Annotated in this window: 15 protein-coding genes; 13 read left to right on the top strand and 2 right to left on the bottom strand. The window is 70.6% G+C overall.

Annotated features, from left to right (window positions below):
• Nucleotides 1-11: 11 nt before the first annotated feature.
• From M0G41_RS03685 to M0G41_RS03720, 8 genes are all read left to right on the top strand, one after another.
• Nucleotides 12-371 carry an ACT domain-containing protein gene (locus tag M0G41_RS03685; RefSeq protein ID WP_248205136.1) on the top strand — a complete coding sequence of 120 codons (360 nt, stop codon included), beginning with the start codon at nucleotides 12-14 and terminating at the stop codon, nucleotides 369-371.
• Nucleotides 368-1,939, top strand: coding sequence for a 2-isopropylmalate synthase (locus M0G41_RS03690; RefSeq protein ID WP_248205138.1), 1,572 nt, complete (start codon nucleotides 368-370; stop codon nucleotides 1,937-1,939). Before M0G41_RS03685 ends, M0G41_RS03690 begins: the two co-directional genes overlap by 4 nt.
• A 28-nt stretch (nucleotides 1,940-1,967) precedes the next feature.
• Complete coding sequence (locus M0G41_RS03695; RefSeq protein ID WP_248205139.1) at nucleotides 1,968-2,921, top strand: branched-chain amino acid transaminase; 954 nt, start codon at nucleotides 1,968-1,970, stop codon at nucleotides 2,919-2,921.
• A 59-nt stretch (nucleotides 2,922-2,980) separates the two neighbouring features.
• Nucleotides 2,981-4,432, top strand: coding sequence for a 3-isopropylmalate dehydratase large subunit (gene leuC / locus M0G41_RS03700; RefSeq protein ID WP_248205141.1), 1,452 nt, complete (start codon nucleotides 2,981-2,983; stop codon nucleotides 4,430-4,432).
• Nucleotides 4,432-5,010 (top strand): 3-isopropylmalate dehydratase small subunit, encoded by a 579-nt coding sequence (leuD, locus tag M0G41_RS03705; protein ID WP_248205143.1) that lies wholly within the window; start codon nucleotides 4,432-4,434, stop codon nucleotides 5,008-5,010. Before leuC ends, leuD begins: the two co-directional genes overlap by 1 nt.
• 152 nt (nucleotides 5,011-5,162) lie before the next feature.
• Nucleotides 5,163-6,242 carry a 3-isopropylmalate dehydrogenase gene (gene leuB / locus M0G41_RS03710; RefSeq protein WP_248205146.1) on the top strand — a complete coding sequence of 360 codons (1,080 nt, stop codon included), beginning with the start codon at nucleotides 5,163-5,165 and terminating at the stop codon, nucleotides 6,240-6,242.
• The gene (gene ilvA, locus M0G41_RS03715; protein WP_248205149.1) at nucleotides 6,239-7,825 is read left to right on the top strand and encodes a threonine ammonia-lyase, biosynthetic; all 1,587 of its coding nucleotides are present in this window, start codon (nucleotides 6,239-6,241) and stop codon (nucleotides 7,823-7,825) included. The genes leuB and ilvA overlap by 4 nt, the downstream gene beginning before the upstream one ends.
• Nucleotides 7,822-8,940: a prephenate dehydrogenase gene (locus M0G41_RS03720; RefSeq protein ID WP_248205151.1), complete on the top strand. Its 1,119-nt coding sequence runs from the start codon at nucleotides 7,822-7,824 to the stop codon at nucleotides 8,938-8,940. Before ilvA ends, M0G41_RS03720 begins: the two co-directional genes overlap by 4 nt.
• 908 nt (nucleotides 8,941-9,848) lie before the next feature.
• Here the strand turns inward: M0G41_RS03720 and M0G41_RS03725 are convergent.
• Together M0G41_RS03725 and M0G41_RS03730 are read right to left on the bottom strand one after the other, a co-directional pair.
• A complete protein-coding gene (locus M0G41_RS03725; protein WP_248205154.1) occupies nucleotides 9,849-10,583 on the bottom strand; it encodes a 16S rRNA (uracil(1498)-N(3))-methyltransferase in 735 nt (244 codons plus the stop codon).
• A complete protein-coding gene (locus M0G41_RS03730; RefSeq protein WP_248205158.1) occupies nucleotides 10,576-11,928 on the bottom strand; it encodes an adenosylmethionine--8-amino-7-oxononanoate transaminase in 1,353 nt (450 codons plus the stop codon). Before M0G41_RS03730 ends, M0G41_RS03725 begins: the two co-directional genes overlap by 8 nt.
• A gap of 40 nt (nucleotides 11,929-11,968) precedes the next feature.
• Between M0G41_RS03730 and gspG the strand changes: the two genes are divergently transcribed.
• Genes gspG through gspK form a run of 5 tightly spaced genes read left to right on the top strand, consistent with a single transcriptional unit; the run spans nucleotide 11,969 to nucleotide 14,853 of the window.
• Nucleotides 11,969-12,427, top strand: a complete 459-nt coding sequence (gspG, locus tag M0G41_RS03735) for a type II secretion system major pseudopilin GspG (RefSeq protein WP_248205161.1) — start codon at nucleotides 11,969-11,971, stop codon at nucleotides 12,425-12,427.
• On the top strand, nucleotides 12,424-12,933 hold the full coding sequence (gene gspH, locus M0G41_RS03740; RefSeq protein ID WP_248205164.1) for a type II secretion system minor pseudopilin GspH: 510 nt from the start codon (nucleotides 12,424-12,426) through the stop codon (nucleotides 12,931-12,933). Before gspG ends, gspH begins: the two co-directional genes overlap by 4 nt.
• Complete coding sequence (gene gspI / locus M0G41_RS03745; RefSeq protein ID WP_248205167.1) at nucleotides 12,930-13,325, top strand: type II secretion system minor pseudopilin GspI; 396 nt, start codon at nucleotides 12,930-12,932, stop codon at nucleotides 13,323-13,325. The genes gspH and gspI overlap by 4 nt, the downstream gene beginning before the upstream one ends.
• Nucleotides 13,322-13,918 (top strand): type II secretion system minor pseudopilin GspJ, encoded by a 597-nt coding sequence (gene gspJ, locus M0G41_RS03750; RefSeq protein WP_248205168.1) that lies wholly within the window; start codon nucleotides 13,322-13,324, stop codon nucleotides 13,916-13,918. The genes gspI and gspJ overlap by 4 nt, the downstream gene beginning before the upstream one ends.
• Nucleotides 13,915-14,853: a type II secretion system minor pseudopilin GspK gene (gene gspK, locus M0G41_RS03755; RefSeq protein ID WP_248205171.1), complete on the top strand. Its 939-nt coding sequence runs from the start codon at nucleotides 13,915-13,917 to the stop codon at nucleotides 14,851-14,853. The genes gspJ and gspK overlap by 4 nt, the downstream gene beginning before the upstream one ends.
• Nucleotide 14,854: the final 1 nt, after the last annotated feature.

The raw sequence follows: 14,854 nt of genomic DNA on the forward strand, positions 1-14,854 counted from the left end.
GGACCGCCGCCATGCTGGAACTGAACCTGACCATCGCCCAGACCGAAGGTGCCCTGCTGCGCCTGCTCGGCACCATCGAGCGTCGCGGTTTCCGCATCGAATCGCTGAGTGTCACCCCGCAGGGCACGTCGCAGCGGATCAAGGTGGCACTGGGCAACACCGCGCGGCCGGCCGAGGTGCTGGTGCGCCAGCTGCAGCGTCTGATGGAAGTGCGTGAGGTGAGCCTGGACATCGTCCGCCCGGCCTTTGCCCTGCCCGCGCAGCCCGACCCGGCGCCGGAGCTGTCGCGCATCGCCCTGCGCCAGCGCCGGGGGATGAGCTTCCTGGGTATTCCGGAGCGCGTGTCTGTCGCGCAAGGGGGTGTGGCGTGAGCGGCGTATCAGAGGATTTCGTACGCATTTTCGACACGACCCTGCGCGATGGCGAGCAGTCGCCCGGCTGCTCGATGACCACGCCGCAGAAGCTGACCATTGCCCGCGCCCTGAGCGAGCTGGGCGTCGACGTGATCGAAGCCGGCTTCGCCGCGGCCAGCCCGGACGACTTCGCGGCGGTGCAGGCGATCGCCCGCGAGGCGCGCGGCCCGCGCGTCGCGGCGCTGGCGCGCTGCCAGCGCAACGACATCGAGCGAGCTGCCGCCGCTCTGGAACCCGCCGAGAAAGGCCGCATCCACGTCTTCATCGCGACCTCCGACATCCATCTGGCGCACAAGCTGCGCATGAGCCGGGCCGAGGCACTGGACGCGGCGGCGGCCGGCGTCGAACTGGCTCGCCAGTACTGTGACGACGTGGAGTTCTCCGCCGAGGACGCCTCGCGCTCCGATCCGGCCTACCTCGCCGATGTGTTCAGCGCCGCGATCGAGGCCGGTGCGCGCACCCTGAACGTGCCGGACACGGTCGGCTACGCGGTACCGGAGGAGTACGGCGCGCTGTTCAAGTATCTGAGCGAGCACGTCCGTGGCATCGAGAAGGCCATCCTCTCCTGCCACTGCCACGACGATCTCGGCATGGCCGTGGCCAACTCGCTGGCCGCCGTGCAGAACGGCGCGCGCCAGGTCGAGTGCACCATCAACGGCATCGGCGAGCGCGCCGGCAATGCCGCGCTGGAAGAGATCGTCATGGCCCTGCGCACCCGCGCGCCGTTCTACGGTGTCGGCACCCGGGTCAACACGAAGCGGCTGTACCCGACCTCGCGGCAGCTGGTCGCGGTGACCGGCTCGGCGGTCGCGCGCAACAAGGCGATCATCGGCGAGAACGCCTTCGCCCATGAAAGCGGTATCCACCAACACGGCATGCTGCGCAATCGCGAAACCTACGAGATCATGTCCCCGGACGACGTAGGCGTATCCCGCTCTCAGCTGGTGCTGGGCAAGCACAGCGGCCGCGCTGCATTGTCCGACCGCCTGCGCGAACTGGGCTTCGCGCTGGACGAATCAGCCCTGAACCAGGCGTTTGCGCACTTCAAGTCCCTGGCCGACAAGAAAAAGGAAGTCTTCGACGCCGACCTGGAAGCCATCGCGCTCGGCCAGACCGGCAACGAGCAGGGCCCGTGGCGGCTGCTGGCGCTGCAGATCCAGGGCGCCATCGGGCGCGACGCGGTGCCCAGCGCCTCGGTGCGCCTGGCGCACGAGGACGGCCGCGTGGTGCAGGAGGCGGCAGTCGGCGACGGCCCGGTCCATGCCATCTTCGCCGCCATCGAACGCGCCACCGGCACCGCAGTCACCCTGCGCCAGTTCCAGGTCCGCGCCCTGACCACCGGCGAGGACGCCCAGGGCGAGGCCCGGGTCGAGATCGAGGCCGACGGTCGCGAGTACCGCGGCCGCGCGGTCAGCACCGACATCCTCGAGGCCAGCGCGCTGGCCCTGGTCGAAGTGATCAACCGCATCGAACGCCGGCGAGCCCTGCAGGCCAGCGCCGGCGCCAGTGAAGAAGCCGTGGCCTGAAGCCGCCCCGCCAACGAGAGAGCGCCCCATGAAGACCTCCCAATCGATCTGGTTCAACGGCTGCTTCCTGCCCTGGGCAGAGGCCAATGTGCACGTGATGTCCCATGCCCTGCACTACGGCTCCTCGGTGTTCGAGGGCATCCGCTGCTACAACACCCCCAACGGGCCGGCGATATTCCGCCTGGTCGACCACATCGAGCGGCTTTACGAGTCGGCCAAGATCTACCGGATGGACCTGCGCTTCTCGCCCGCCGATCTGGTCGAAGCCTGCCGCGCGACCATCCGCGAGAACCGGCTGCACGCGGCCTACCTGCGTCCGATCGCGATGCGCGGCATCAGCGGCTTCGGCGTCGCAGCGCCGGTCGATGGCCCGGTCGATGTCGCGATCGCCGCGATCGAGTTCGGCGCCTACCTCGGCGAGGAAGGTCTCAAGCACGGCATCGACGCCTGCGTCTCCAGCTGGCATCGCGCCGCGCCGAACACCTTCCCCACCGCGGCCAAGGCCGGCGGCAACTACCTCAATTCGCAGCTGATCGCCATGGAGGCCCGAGCCAACGGCTTCGGCGAGGGCATCGCGCTCGCGCCCGACGGCACCCTGAGCGAGGGAAGCGGCGAGAACCTGTTCATCATCCGCAAGGGGGTGCTCTACACCCCACCCGCCGCGGCCTCGATCCTGGTCGGCATCACCCGCGACACGGTGTTCGAGCTGGCCGGCGACCTCGGCCTGAAGATCGTCGAGCAGCCGCTGCCGCGCGAGCTGCTGTATCTGGCCGACGAGGTGTTCATGACCGGCACCGCGGCCGAGATCACCCCGGTTCGCTCGGTCGATCGCCGACCCGTCGGAAATGGCGGCCGCGGACCGATCACTGCCGCACTGCAGGAAAAGTTCTTCGGCCTGTTCGACGGCCGCACCGAGGACCGCTGGGGCTGGCTGGACCATGTCCACGTCGGCAGCCCGCAGGCGGTGGAGGTAGCGGCGTAGGCGTCGAGAGGCGCCTGCAGACCAGCTCCTCTCCGTTGGCCCCCAAACAGCGAAGCGCAATGAAGACGAATCACGAATTACCAGTCACGAATCACGGCCCCAGAACGATCATCGACAAGATCTGGGACGCGCACTGCGTACGCGCGGAGAGCGAGGACGCGCCGGCCATCCTCTACGTCGACCTGCATCTGGTCCACGAGGTCACCTCGCCGCAGGCTTTCTCCGAGCTGCGCGCACGCGGGCTCAAGGTGCGCCGTCCCGAGCGCACGCTGGTGACGCTCGACCACAGCACGCCGACCCTGCCCGCCGGGCCCGACGGCAAGCTGCCCTACGCCAATGCCTCGGCGGCTGAACAGGTGGCCTCACTGGAGCGCCACTGCGCCGAGTTCGGCCTGACCCTGCACGGTTTCGGATCTGGCAGCCGCGGCGTGGTCCACGTGATGGGCCCGGAGCTGGGCGCCACCCAGCCCGGCATGACCATCGTCTGCGGCGACTCGCACACCGCCACGCACGGCGCGTTCGGCGCCCTGGCGTTCGGCATCGGCACGACCGAAGTCGGGCATGTGCTGGCCACGCAATGCCTGCTGCAGCGGCGGCCGAAGACCATGGCGGTCACCGTCGACGGCCACCTCCGGCCCGGCGTCGCGGCCAAGGACCTGATCCTGCACATCATCGGCGTGCTGGGTGTCGATGGTGGCACCGGCCATGTCATCGAATACCGCGGCGAAGCGATCCGCGCGCTGTCGATGGAGCAGCGCATGACCCTGTGCAACATGAGCATCGAGGCCGGCGCCCGCGCCGGGCTGGTGGCGCCGGACACCACCACCGTGGAATGGCTGCGCGGGCGCCCGCACGCCCCCAAGGGCGAGACCTTCGAAGCCGCGGCCCAGGCCTGGCTGGCCTGGGCCAGCGAACCCGGCGCACGCTTCGACCGCGAGGTCCGCATCGACGCCGCCCAGGTCGAACCGACCATCACCTGGGGCACCCATCCCGGCCAGGTCACGCCGGTCGGCCGGGCCATTCCCTCGTCCGCCGATCCGCAGGCCCAGCGCGCCCTGCAGTACATGGGTTTCGCGGGCGGCGCGCCGATCCTCGGTGAGAAGGTCGACGTCGTGTTCATCGGCTCCTGCACCAACGGGCGACTGTCCGATCTGCGCGAAGCCGCCGCCCTGCTGCGCGGCCGGCGCATCGCCGGGCATGTCCGCATGCTGGTCGTGCCGGGCTCGGAGCGGGTCAAGCGCGAGGCCGAGGCCGAAGGGCTGGACCGGGTGTTCCGTGAGGCAGGCGCCGAATGGCGCGAGCCCGGCTGCTCGATGTGCATCGCCATGAACGGCGACCAGGTGGCCCCGGGCCAGCTGGCCGTCAGCACCAGCAACCGTAACTTCGAGGGCCGCCAGGGCCCCGGGGCCCGCACCGTGCTCGCCAGTCCGGCCACCGCCGCGGCCTGCGCCGTCGCCGGGGCGATCGCCGACCCGCGGGAACTGGATGTGTTGCAGGAGGAGGCCGCCTGATGAAGCCGATCCGCCGCATTGAATCGCGTCTGGCCGTCCTGCCGACCGAGAACGTCGACACCGACCAGATCATCCCCGCCCGCTTTCTCACCACCACCGAGCGCAGCGGCCTTGGCCGGCACTGCTTCGCCGACTGGCGTTACGACAAGGACGGCAACGAACGCCGCGACTTCATCCTGCACCGCCCCGAGCTGCGCGGCGCCGGCGTCCTGCTGGCCGGACGCAATTTCGGCTGCGGCAGCTCCCGCGAGCATGCGCCCTGGGCGCTGCTCGACTTCGGCATCCAAGTGGTCATCTCCAGCCAGATCGCTGACATCTTCCGCAACAACTCGCTGAAGAACGGGCTGCTGCCGATCGTGGTCAGCGAGGCCGACTGGCAGCGCATCGCCGCGTTCAATGCGCAGTCGATCGCGGTGGACCTCGAGCGCCAGCAGATCGAGCTGCCGGACGGAACGACCATCGGATTCAGCGTCGAGGGCTTCGCGCGGCAGTGCCTGCTCCGCGGCGTGGACCAGCTGGGCTATCTGCTCGCCGAAGACGCGGCGATCAGCGCCTTCGAGGCGCAGCGGGCGGCCTGAGTGCGCCCGCCATCACTAACTTGTAGGAGCCAGCTTGCTGGCGATCGGCGCACCGGCAGTCCGTACACCATCGCCAGCAAGCTGGCTCCTACAAGAATCGGCATGTTCCCCGGCGCCGGGAAGGCACCCATCCCATTGAAAGGACTCACCGCATGAAAGCCACCATTGCCCTGCTCCCCGGCGACGGCATCGGCCCCGAGATCTGCGCGGAAGCGCGTGAGCTGCTGGAACTGGTGGCGGAGAAGGACGGGCATACGTTCAAACTCAAGGAAGGTCTGATCGGCGGCTGCGCCATTGATGCCTATGGCGACCCGCTGCCCGAGGAGACGGTGAAGCTGTGCGCCAAGGCCGACGCCGTGCTGCTCGGCGCGGTGGGCGGACCGCAGTGGTCGGATCCCAATGCGAAGGTCCGGCCCGAGCAGGGCCTGCTGCGTCTGCGCGCCCAGCTCGGCGTGTTCGCCAACCTGCGGCCGGTGGCCCCACACCCGGTGGCCGCCAAGCTGGCACCGCTGAAGACCAGGCTGCTGAAGGGCGTGGACATCCTGTTCGTGCGCGAGCTCACCGGCGGCAGCTACTTCGGCGCCAAGCGGCGCGAAGCCGATGCCGCCGTGGACGAATGTCGCTACACGGTCACGGAGATCGAACGGGTCACGCGCAAGGCGGCCCTTTTGGCGCGCGGCCGTCGCGCCAAACTGACCCATGTCGACAAGGCCAACGTTTTGGAGACCTCACGGCTGTGGCGTTCGACGGTCACCCGGGTGATGCGCGATGAGTTTCCGGACGTGGCGGTCGAGCACCTGCTGGTCGACGCCATGGCGATGTACCTGCTGACCCGGCCGGCCAGCTTCGATGTGATCCTGACCGAGAACCTGTTCGGCGACATCCTCACCGACGAGGCCTCGGTGCTGGCCGGCTCGATGGGGCTGCTGCCCTCCGCCTCGCTGGGAGAGGGACGGGTCGGGCTGTACGAGCCGATCCACGGATCAGCGCCGGACATCGCAGGTCAGGGCATCGCCAATCCCTACGCGACCCTGCTTTCGGTCGCCCTGCTGCTGCGCCACTCGCTGGGCCTGGAGACCGAGGCCGCACGCATCGAACAGGCGGTCGCCGATGTGCTGGATGAGGGCGTTCTGACCGCCGACCTGTCGCGCAAGCATGCGGTGTCGACCCGGGAAGCCGGCGAGGCGGTGCGCAAGCGCTATCGAAAGCTCGCCAAGCGGCGGCGCGCGTGAGCACCCCTGACACACTACCTGAAGCCCGCACCGGGACGCAGGCCGAGCGCCAGGCCGCCGAGGCCAGTCACTGGCTGCGCGCCATCCTCACCGCGCCGGTGTATGACGTGGCCCGGCGCTCGCCGCTGGACGAGGCGCCACGGCTCAGCCGCCGTCTGGACAATCGCGTGTGGCTCAAGCGCGAGGACCTGCAGCCGGTGTTCTCGTTCAAGCTGCGCGGTGCCTACAACCGGCTCTGCCAGCTGAGCGCCGAGGAGCGCGAACGCGGGGTGCTGGCAGTGTCCGCCGGCAACCATGCCCAGGGCGTTGCACTGGGCGCGCGCGAGTTGGGCATCGACGCGGTGATCGTGATGCCGGCGACCACGCCGCAGATCAAGGTCTCCGCGGTGCAGGCACTCGGCGCCACCGCGGTGCTGCACGGCGACTCCTACGATGACGCCGCCGCCCACGGCCGTGAGCTGGCGCAGCGCGACGGCCGTACCCTTGTGCATCCCTACGACGACGCCGCGGTGATCGCCGGCCAGGGCACGGTGGCGATGGAACTCCTGGCCCAGCACCGGGGGAAGATCGACGCGATCTTCGTGCCGGTCGGCGGCGGCGGGCTCTGCGCCGGCATGGCCGCCTACATCAAGGCCCTCGACCCGGCCGTCAAGGTCATCGCGGTGGAACCGGACGACGCCGCCTGCCTCAAGGCGGCGATGGAGGCCGGCAAACCGGTGCGCCTCGACCAGGTCGGCCTGTTCGTCGACGGCTGCGCGGTGCGCCAGATCGGCACCCTGAACTTCGAAGTCATCCGCGAGCGCATCGACGGCGTGGTGACCGTCGATGCCGACCAGATCTGCGCGGCCATCCGCGACGTGTTCGAGGACACCCGAAGCATCGTCGAGCCAGCCGGCGCGCTGGCGCTGGCCGGCCTGAAACGTTGGGCGGCAGAGACCGGCGGCAAGGGCCAGGAACTGGTGGCGGTGCTCTCCGGCGCCAACATGAACTTCGACCGCCTCGGCCACATCACCGAGCGCGCGGTGATCGGCGAGCAGCACGAGGCGCTGTTCGGCGTCACCATCCCGGAGCGGCCAGGCAGCTTCCTCGACTTCTGCCGTGCCATCGGCCGGCGACCGGTCACCGAGTTCAACTACCGCTACCACGCCAGCGTGGCGGCGCAGGTCTATGTGGGTATCCAGCTCAAGGGCGGCATGGCCGAGCGCAGCGCGATCCGCAGCGCGCTCACCGAGGCGGGCTATGCCTGCGCCGACTACACCGACAACGATGTCGCCCGCCAGCACGTCCGGCACCTGGTCGGCGGCCCGGCGCGGGAGCTGCAGCGCGAGCGGCTATTGCGCTTCGAGTTCCCGGAGCGGCCGGGCGCCCTGCTGCAGTTCCTCGACACGCTCGGCACGCGCTGGAACATCACCCTGTTCCACTACCGCAACCACGGCGCGGCTTACGGGCGCGTGCTGGCCGGCTTCGATGTCGCCGAAGGCGATGATGCGGCCTTTGCGGCCGAACTCGAGCGGCTCGGCTTCTGGTGGGTGGACGAGACGGCCAATCCGGCGCTGAGGCAGTTCGTCGGCAGCGGCGGATGAGCGCGGCACCGACGGTCGGCATCGTCGGCCTGGCCGGCGCCTACGGACGCTGGCTGGAGCGCTTCTTCCGCGAACGCATGGGCCTTGCGGTGATCGGCTGCGATCCCGCGCTGCCCGACGGCCCCTCTGCCCGCGAGGTTCGCGACCGCGCCGACGTGCTGCTGTTCGCGGTGCCGATCCGCCACACCGCACGGATCATCGCCGAGCTGGCGGCGGACATGCCCGAACGCGGCGTTCCGCCGCTATGGCTTGACGTCACCTCGATCAAGCAGGCACCGGTGGCAGCCATGCAGGCCGCGCCGGTCGAGGTGCTCGGCCTGCATCCGATGGCGGCACCGCCCAAGTCGCCCACCCTGAAGGGTCGCGTGCTGGTGGTCTGCGAGGGGCGCCTCGATCACTGGCGTGGCTTCACCGGTCGCCTGCTCGATGCGCTGGAAGCGCAGTGCGTGCACTGTGCGCCCACCGAGCACGACCAGATCATGGCCCGCGTGCAGGCGCTGGCCCATGCCGCCATCCTCTCGCTGGCCGGCGTGCTGGCCGAGGACGAGGCCCCGCTCTCTCCGCCCGCGGCACTCCTGCCCTACCGCACGCCGATCTTCGAGCTGGCCAACGCGATGATGACGCGGATCCTGTCCAGCAACCCGCAGATATACGAGGACATCCAGTTCGGCAGCCAGGCGGTCGCACCGATCCTCGATCGGCTCGCCGTCCGCACCCGGGCGCTGGCGGACCTGGTCGCCGACGGCGACGAGGCCGCCCGCGAGGCCTTCCGCACACGCTTCCTCGACGCGCCCAGAAGTGCCTTCGGGGGCGCCCCGCTCGGCGAGGGCAATGCCGGGTTCGAGCGCCTCGCCTGGCTGCTGGCCGATCTTGCCGAGCCGCGCTGTCTGGCCCTGCACCTGCCCGAGGACCGACCCGGCGCGCTGCGCGCGGTGCTCGCCGATTTCGAACAGCACGGCATCAGCATCGAGTCCATCCACTCATCGCGCAGCCCGGAAGGCGATGTGCAGTTCCGGATCGGCTTCTCCCGCCAGCAGGACGACACCGCCATCCGCGCGGCCAGCGCGAGGCTGGAGACCGCGGGTCTCGCCTGCGTGATCTCGCTCCAGCTTTAGCCCGAAAGGCCAGGGCGCAGGCCGAGCGGCTGCTTCGGGCGCAAATTTGCCGTTCGCCCTGGCCGGCGAAACGGGCCTTTGTTCTGGACCCAGAGCCAGATCAAAGATCAACATCAAGGGCGTTTCGAACCGTCCTTCGGCCGGCCCGAGTCACTTCTCTTTGCGTGCCCAAAGAGAAGTAACCAAGAGAAAGGGCACCCCGGTCAGGCGCCTTCCGGGCTTCCTGCCCTCCAGGTACGCGGTCGGGTTCCGGGGTTTTTCGATAGCACGTCCTTGTCCTGGCGAAAAACACGCGCGCATCGTGCGCGCGTCCCTGCGGGCTCCTGCTGGGCATGGCCATCCTGGCCATGCTTATTCCAGCAGGTCCGGCCACGGGCATTCCGTGCCCGTGGCGTTCGCCGGGGCGACGCATGCGTCGCCTTTGTCCGGCTCACCCTCCACCCGCCCGCCGCCAGACAGGGGCCCCGTTGATCGGCCTTCCTGGCCGCACAGCCTGTGGACCGGTCGGGCAAGGCTTTTCAGGCGGCGTGTCGCGGAACGCGGCCCTCGAAACTCAAAGACCTCAACGCGCGTGGGTCCCGTGTGCAGCGCCGAGTAGCGCAGGAAACCGGCGGGGAAAGGCGTGGATGTTTGAGCGCAGGGATGCGCGAGTTCACGCCGGCCGCCGGGTTCCGAGCAACGCAGGGCACCGGCATTGCGCAGCAATGACGGCGCGGAAGTCGGGTCGGCTTCTCTTTGGTTACTTTCTCTTGCCGATCAAGAGAAAGTGACTCGGGCCGACCGAAGGTCGGTCTGAAAGCTCTTGATCCTGTTCTTGATCTGGCTTCGCCCGAAAGGCCCAGTTCGCCGGCCAGGGCGAACGGCAAGAATGCGCCCAACTCCTTCTACTGCGGGCCCGGCTCGCCGGGCTAGCCGAGGTCCCCCCAGCGCGCCTGCAGCACGGCGAGCGCGGTGAGGCCGGCGGTTTCGGTGCGCAGCACGCGCGGGCCGAGGCGGGCGGGGGTGAAGCCCGCTGCGGCCGCGGTCTGCAGGTCGCGCTCGCCCAGGCCACCTTCCGGACCGATCAGCAGCTGGACCGCTGCCGCGCTGTCGAGGTCGAGCGCAGCCAGCGCGGCGAGGGCGCCCGGCGACAGGGTGAGGCGTTGGCCGGCCGGGAGCCGGGCCAGGGCGGATGAAAGCGACTCCAGCGGCGCGAGCCGCGGCACGCGGGCCCGGCCGGATTGCTCCGCTGCACCGCGCAGCACGCCCAGCCAGTGGGCATGGCGGCGCTCGGCGCGCTCACCGTCAAGGCGCACCTCGGTGCGTTCGGTGATGACCGGCCAGATCTCGGCCACGCCCAGCTCGCAGGCTTTCTGCAGGATCAGGTCCATCTTCTCGCCCCGGGCCACGCCCTGCAGCAGGGTGATCGACAGCGCCGATTCGGCCGCGTTGCGCTGCGCGGCGCCGACCCGCACCCGGCACAGCTGCTTTCGCGCCTCCTCAACGGTCGAGGGATAGTCGAAGCCATCGCCGTTGAACAGGGTTACCGCCGCACCGGGGCCCAGGCGCAGCACGCGCACCAGGTGGCCGGCCGCCACGTCAGGCAGTTCCATCGAAGCGCCCTCGGCGAGCGGCAGGTCAACGAAGCAGCGGACCTCACGCATCGTCGTCTCCCGCTACATGCAGGATGGCGCTGGCGGTGACCTCGCCGAGCCGGGCGATGCCCTCGACATCGATGCAGTAGGGCGGCATCCAGTACAGGACATCGCCCAGCGGGCGCAGCAGAACGCCCTGTTCCAGGGCATGCACGTAGGCGCGGCGGCCGCGGCGCTGCTCTGCGGGGTGCGGGCTGCGGTCGCTGCGCGCCATCTCGACGGCGAGGATCATGCCGCACTGGCGCACCTCGGCGACGCCGGGCAGGGCGGCCAAGGGTTCGGCCGCTTCAGCCATCAGGCTGGCCCGCTCGCGGTTGCGTTCCAGAACCTCGTCGCTGTCGAAGATGGAAAGGCTGGCCAGCGCGGCCGCGCAGGCGATCGGGTTGCCGGTATAGCTGTGCGAATGCAGGAAGGCGCGCTCGCGGCTGTCGTCGAGGAAGCGCTCGTACACGGCGTCTCCGGTGAGCACCGCGGCCAGCGGCAGGAAGCCGCCGGTGATCCCCTTGGACAGGCAGAGAAAGTCCGGCGTGATCCCGGCCTGCTCGCAGGCGAAGAGGGTGCCGGTGCGGCCGAAGCCGACCGCGATCTCGTCGGCGATCAGGTGCACGCCGTGCGCCGCGCAGAGTCGCCTGGCCTCGCGCAGATAGGCCGGGTGATGCATGCGCATGCCGCCGGCGCACTGCACCAGGGGTTCGACGATCAGGGCGGAGATCTCCTCGCCCATGTCCTCCAGCGTCGCGCCGAGGGCCGCTGCGGCGCGCAGGGCGCAGGCCTCCTCGTCCTCGCCCGCGGCGCGGTACCAGGCGTCCGGCGAGGGCACGAAGTGCGGCTTCATCATCAGCGGCGCATAGGTGCGCCGGTACAGCGGGATGTCGGTCACCGCCAGCGCGCCCAGCGTCTCGCCGTGGTAGCTGTTGGACAGGGCAAGGAAGCGGGTGCGCCGCTCGTCGCCGCCGTTGCGATGGGCGTGGAAGCTCATCTTCAGCGCGACCTCGACCGCGGCCGAGCCGTTGTCGGCGTAGAAGACCTTGTCCAGCCCGGGTGGCGCGCGCTGCAGCAGGGCCTCGGCGAGTTCGATCGCCGGGGCGTGGCTGAAGCCGGCGAGGATCACCTGCTCCAGCCGCGCGGCCTGCTCGGCGATGGCCGCCGCGATGCGCGGCTCGGCGTGGCCGAACAGGTTGGTCCACCAGGAGCTGACCGCGTCGAGGTAGCGGCGCCCGTCGTAGCCTTCCAGCCAGACGCCCTCGCCGCGCCGGATCGGGATCAGCGGCGACCCTTCGTGGTGTTCCTGCATCTGGGTACAGGGGTGCCAGAGCACCCTGAGGTCGCGTTCACGCCATGCCGCCGCGTCCATGCCTTGCTACCATCCGCCGCGAGTTGCCAAGAGACCCCGAATGATCCGTCCCAGCCGGCTGTGTGTCCAACCCGTCCCGCGCTTCCAGCGTGGATTCACCCTGATCGAGATCCTGGTCGTCGTGGTGATCCTCGGCATCCTCGCCACCATCGTCGTGCCGCGCTTCCTCGACAAGCCGGACGAGGCGCGGGTGGCCCGGGCGCGAACCGACATCCAGGCCCTGACCACGGCGCTGAACCTCTACCGGCTGGACAACTTCGCATACCCCAGCACCGAGCAGGGCCTGCAGGCGCTGGTGTCGGCGCCCTCGGGCAGCCCGGCGGCGCCGAACTGGCGCCAGGGTGGCTATATTGACCGCCTGCCCAAGGACCCCTGGGGTGGCGAGTACCGCTATCTCAGCCCGGGCCAGCGCGGCGACTTCGACCTCTACAGCTTCGGCGCCGACGGTCAGCCGGGGGGTGACGGGGCCGCTGCCGACATCGGCAACTGGGGCGAGTGAACGGCCGCCAGCGCGGGCTCAGCCTGATCGAACTGCTGGTTGTGCTGGCGGTGGTCGGCGCCGTGCTCGGCGCGATCAGCCTGTCGCTGGGCAGCCGCCCCGAGCGTCTGCTGGAGAACACCGCCCGCCGCGTCGAGGCCCTGATCGGCCTTGCCTGCGAGCGGGCCGTGCTGACCGGGCTGGACATGGGCTGGCGTTTCGAGCCGGAGGGCTGGCGCTTTGGCTTCCTGCGCCCGGATGGCTGGCAGGAGGTTGGCGAGGACAGCGGCGACGAGCTGCGTCCGCGGCGCTGGGAGCAGGGCATGGCGTTCGATCTGCGCCGCGACGGCCTGCTGGTCGATCCGGCTGCCGATCCGCTGCAGCCTCAGCTGCTCTGCGTCGCCTCCGGCGAGATGACCCCCTTCGAGCTGGAGTTGCGCCACGCCGGCAGCGCCGTACGCTGGCGCCTGCAGGGCGAGGCCGACGGCGCGCTTACCCTCGAGCCGATCACTCCGGCGCCGCGATGAATCGCTCGCGACCGGTCAAGTCGCTAGCCCGGCGCAGCCGCGGCTTCACCCTGCTCGAGGTGCTGGTCGCCCTGCTCCTGCTCTCACTGGCCATGGTCGCCCTGGTCCGCAGCGTTGGTCAGGAAGCGTCGGCGCTGGGCCAGCAGCGCGAGGCCACGCTGGCGCAGTGGGTGGCCGCCAACCGGCTTGCCGAGCTGCGCCTGGCTCGCGACCTGCCGCGCAGCGGGCAGGCCCAGGGGCGCAGCCGGCTGGGCGGGCGCGATTGGCGCTGGCAGCTCGATGCCCGGGCCACCGATACGCCGGGCCTGCTGCAGGTCGAGCTGCGCGTCTACGACGAGGGCGCGGACGCGGCCCTGCCTGCCGCAACCCTGCTCGGGTTCTACCGCCAATGAGGCCCAGCCGCGGATTCAGCCTGCTCGAGGTGCTGGTCGCCGTGGCCCTGTTTGCCCTGGCCATGGGCCTGGCCTACGGCGGCCTGGATGCCGTGGTCCGCGGCCGCGCCCAGCTGCAGGAAGAGGCCGCCCGGCTGGCCGAGCTGCAGCGCGTGGTCGGCCTGCTGGAGCGTGACCTGCGCGCCGCCGTGCCGCGCGGGGTCAGGCTCGGCGACCTGCGCCAGCTGCCGGCCCTGCTGATCGATCCCGACGGTATCGAACTCACCCGATCAGGCCACGCCAATCGCCTTGCCCAGCCGCGCGCCGAGCTGGAGCGGGTGCGCTGGACGCTGCAGGAAGGGGGCCTTGCCCGGACCCGCTTTGTCGCCCTCGACCGCGGCGGCAGCGAGCGCCCGCGTGAGGATGCCGTACTGCAAGGGGTCTCCGCCCTCGACGTCGAGGCCCTGACCCTCGATGGCCGCTGGGTCAATCGCTGGCCGCTGCCCGGCGCGCGGGAGGACGACTGGCCGCGCGCGGTGCGCATCGGCTTTGAGGTCGACGGCCTCGGCCGCATCGAGCGGGTGCTGGAGCTGGCCGAGGCGGTGCAGCCGTGACGCGTCGAAGCCGCCAGCGGCCCGGTCGCGAGCGCGGCGTCGCCCTGCTGGCGGCGATCGTGGTGGTGGCCCTGGCCACCGTGCTGGTCGCGGCCCTGCTCGACCAGGGTGAGCAGTCGCGGGCACGCAGCCGCAACCTGCTGCGCGCCGAGCAGACCTGGCAGCTGGCGCTGGGCGCCGAGTACTGGGCCATGGACGCCCTGCGCCGCGACTACGAGGCCCGGCCCGAGTTCGACGCCCGCGGTGACGGCTGGAGCCAGCCGCTGCCGCCGGTGCCATTGCCGGGCGGTCAGCTGCTCGGCCGGCTGCGCGATGCCGGCGCCTGCCTCGACCTCAATCGGCTGGCCGATGCCGCCGCCGCGCCCCTGCAGAGGCAGCGGCTTGAGCGCCTGCTGCGCGCGCTGGAGCTGGACCCGCGTCTGCTGCCGGCTATCGTCGACTGGATCGACGCCAATGCCATGCCGGAGACCGGCGGCGCCGAGGACGGCCGCTATCTGGCGCGCAATCCGGCCTATCGAGCCGCCAACCGGCCGATGGCCCACATCTCCGAGCTGCGCCTGGTCGACGGCGTCGACGGCAAGGTCTACGAGCGCCTCGCTCCGCACGTCTGCGCCCTGCCCGAGCCTGCGCCGATGAACCTCAACTTCCTCACTCCGCCGCTGTGGATGAGCCTGTCCGACGAGATCACCGCGCAGACCGCCCAGCAGCTGTGGCGCGATGGCCAGGCCAACTACCAGCAGCCCGACCAACTGCGCGACGAGGCCCAGCGCCTGGGCTTCGCCCCGCCGCCGCTGGAAGGCCTCTCGGTGCACAGCACCTGGTTTGCGCTGGAGGCCGAGGTCGACGTCGACGGTCTGCCGTTCCAGTACGCCGCCCTGATCCGCCGCGACCGCGCCGGGCTGCGCACCCACGTCCGCCTGCGCGGGCGCTGGTAGG

The sequence above is a fragment of the Pseudomarimonas salicorniae genome (assembly GCF_023156535.1).
Taxonomy (GTDB): domain Bacteria; phylum Pseudomonadota; class Gammaproteobacteria; order Xanthomonadales; family Xanthomonadaceae; genus Pseudomarimonas; species Pseudomarimonas salicorniae.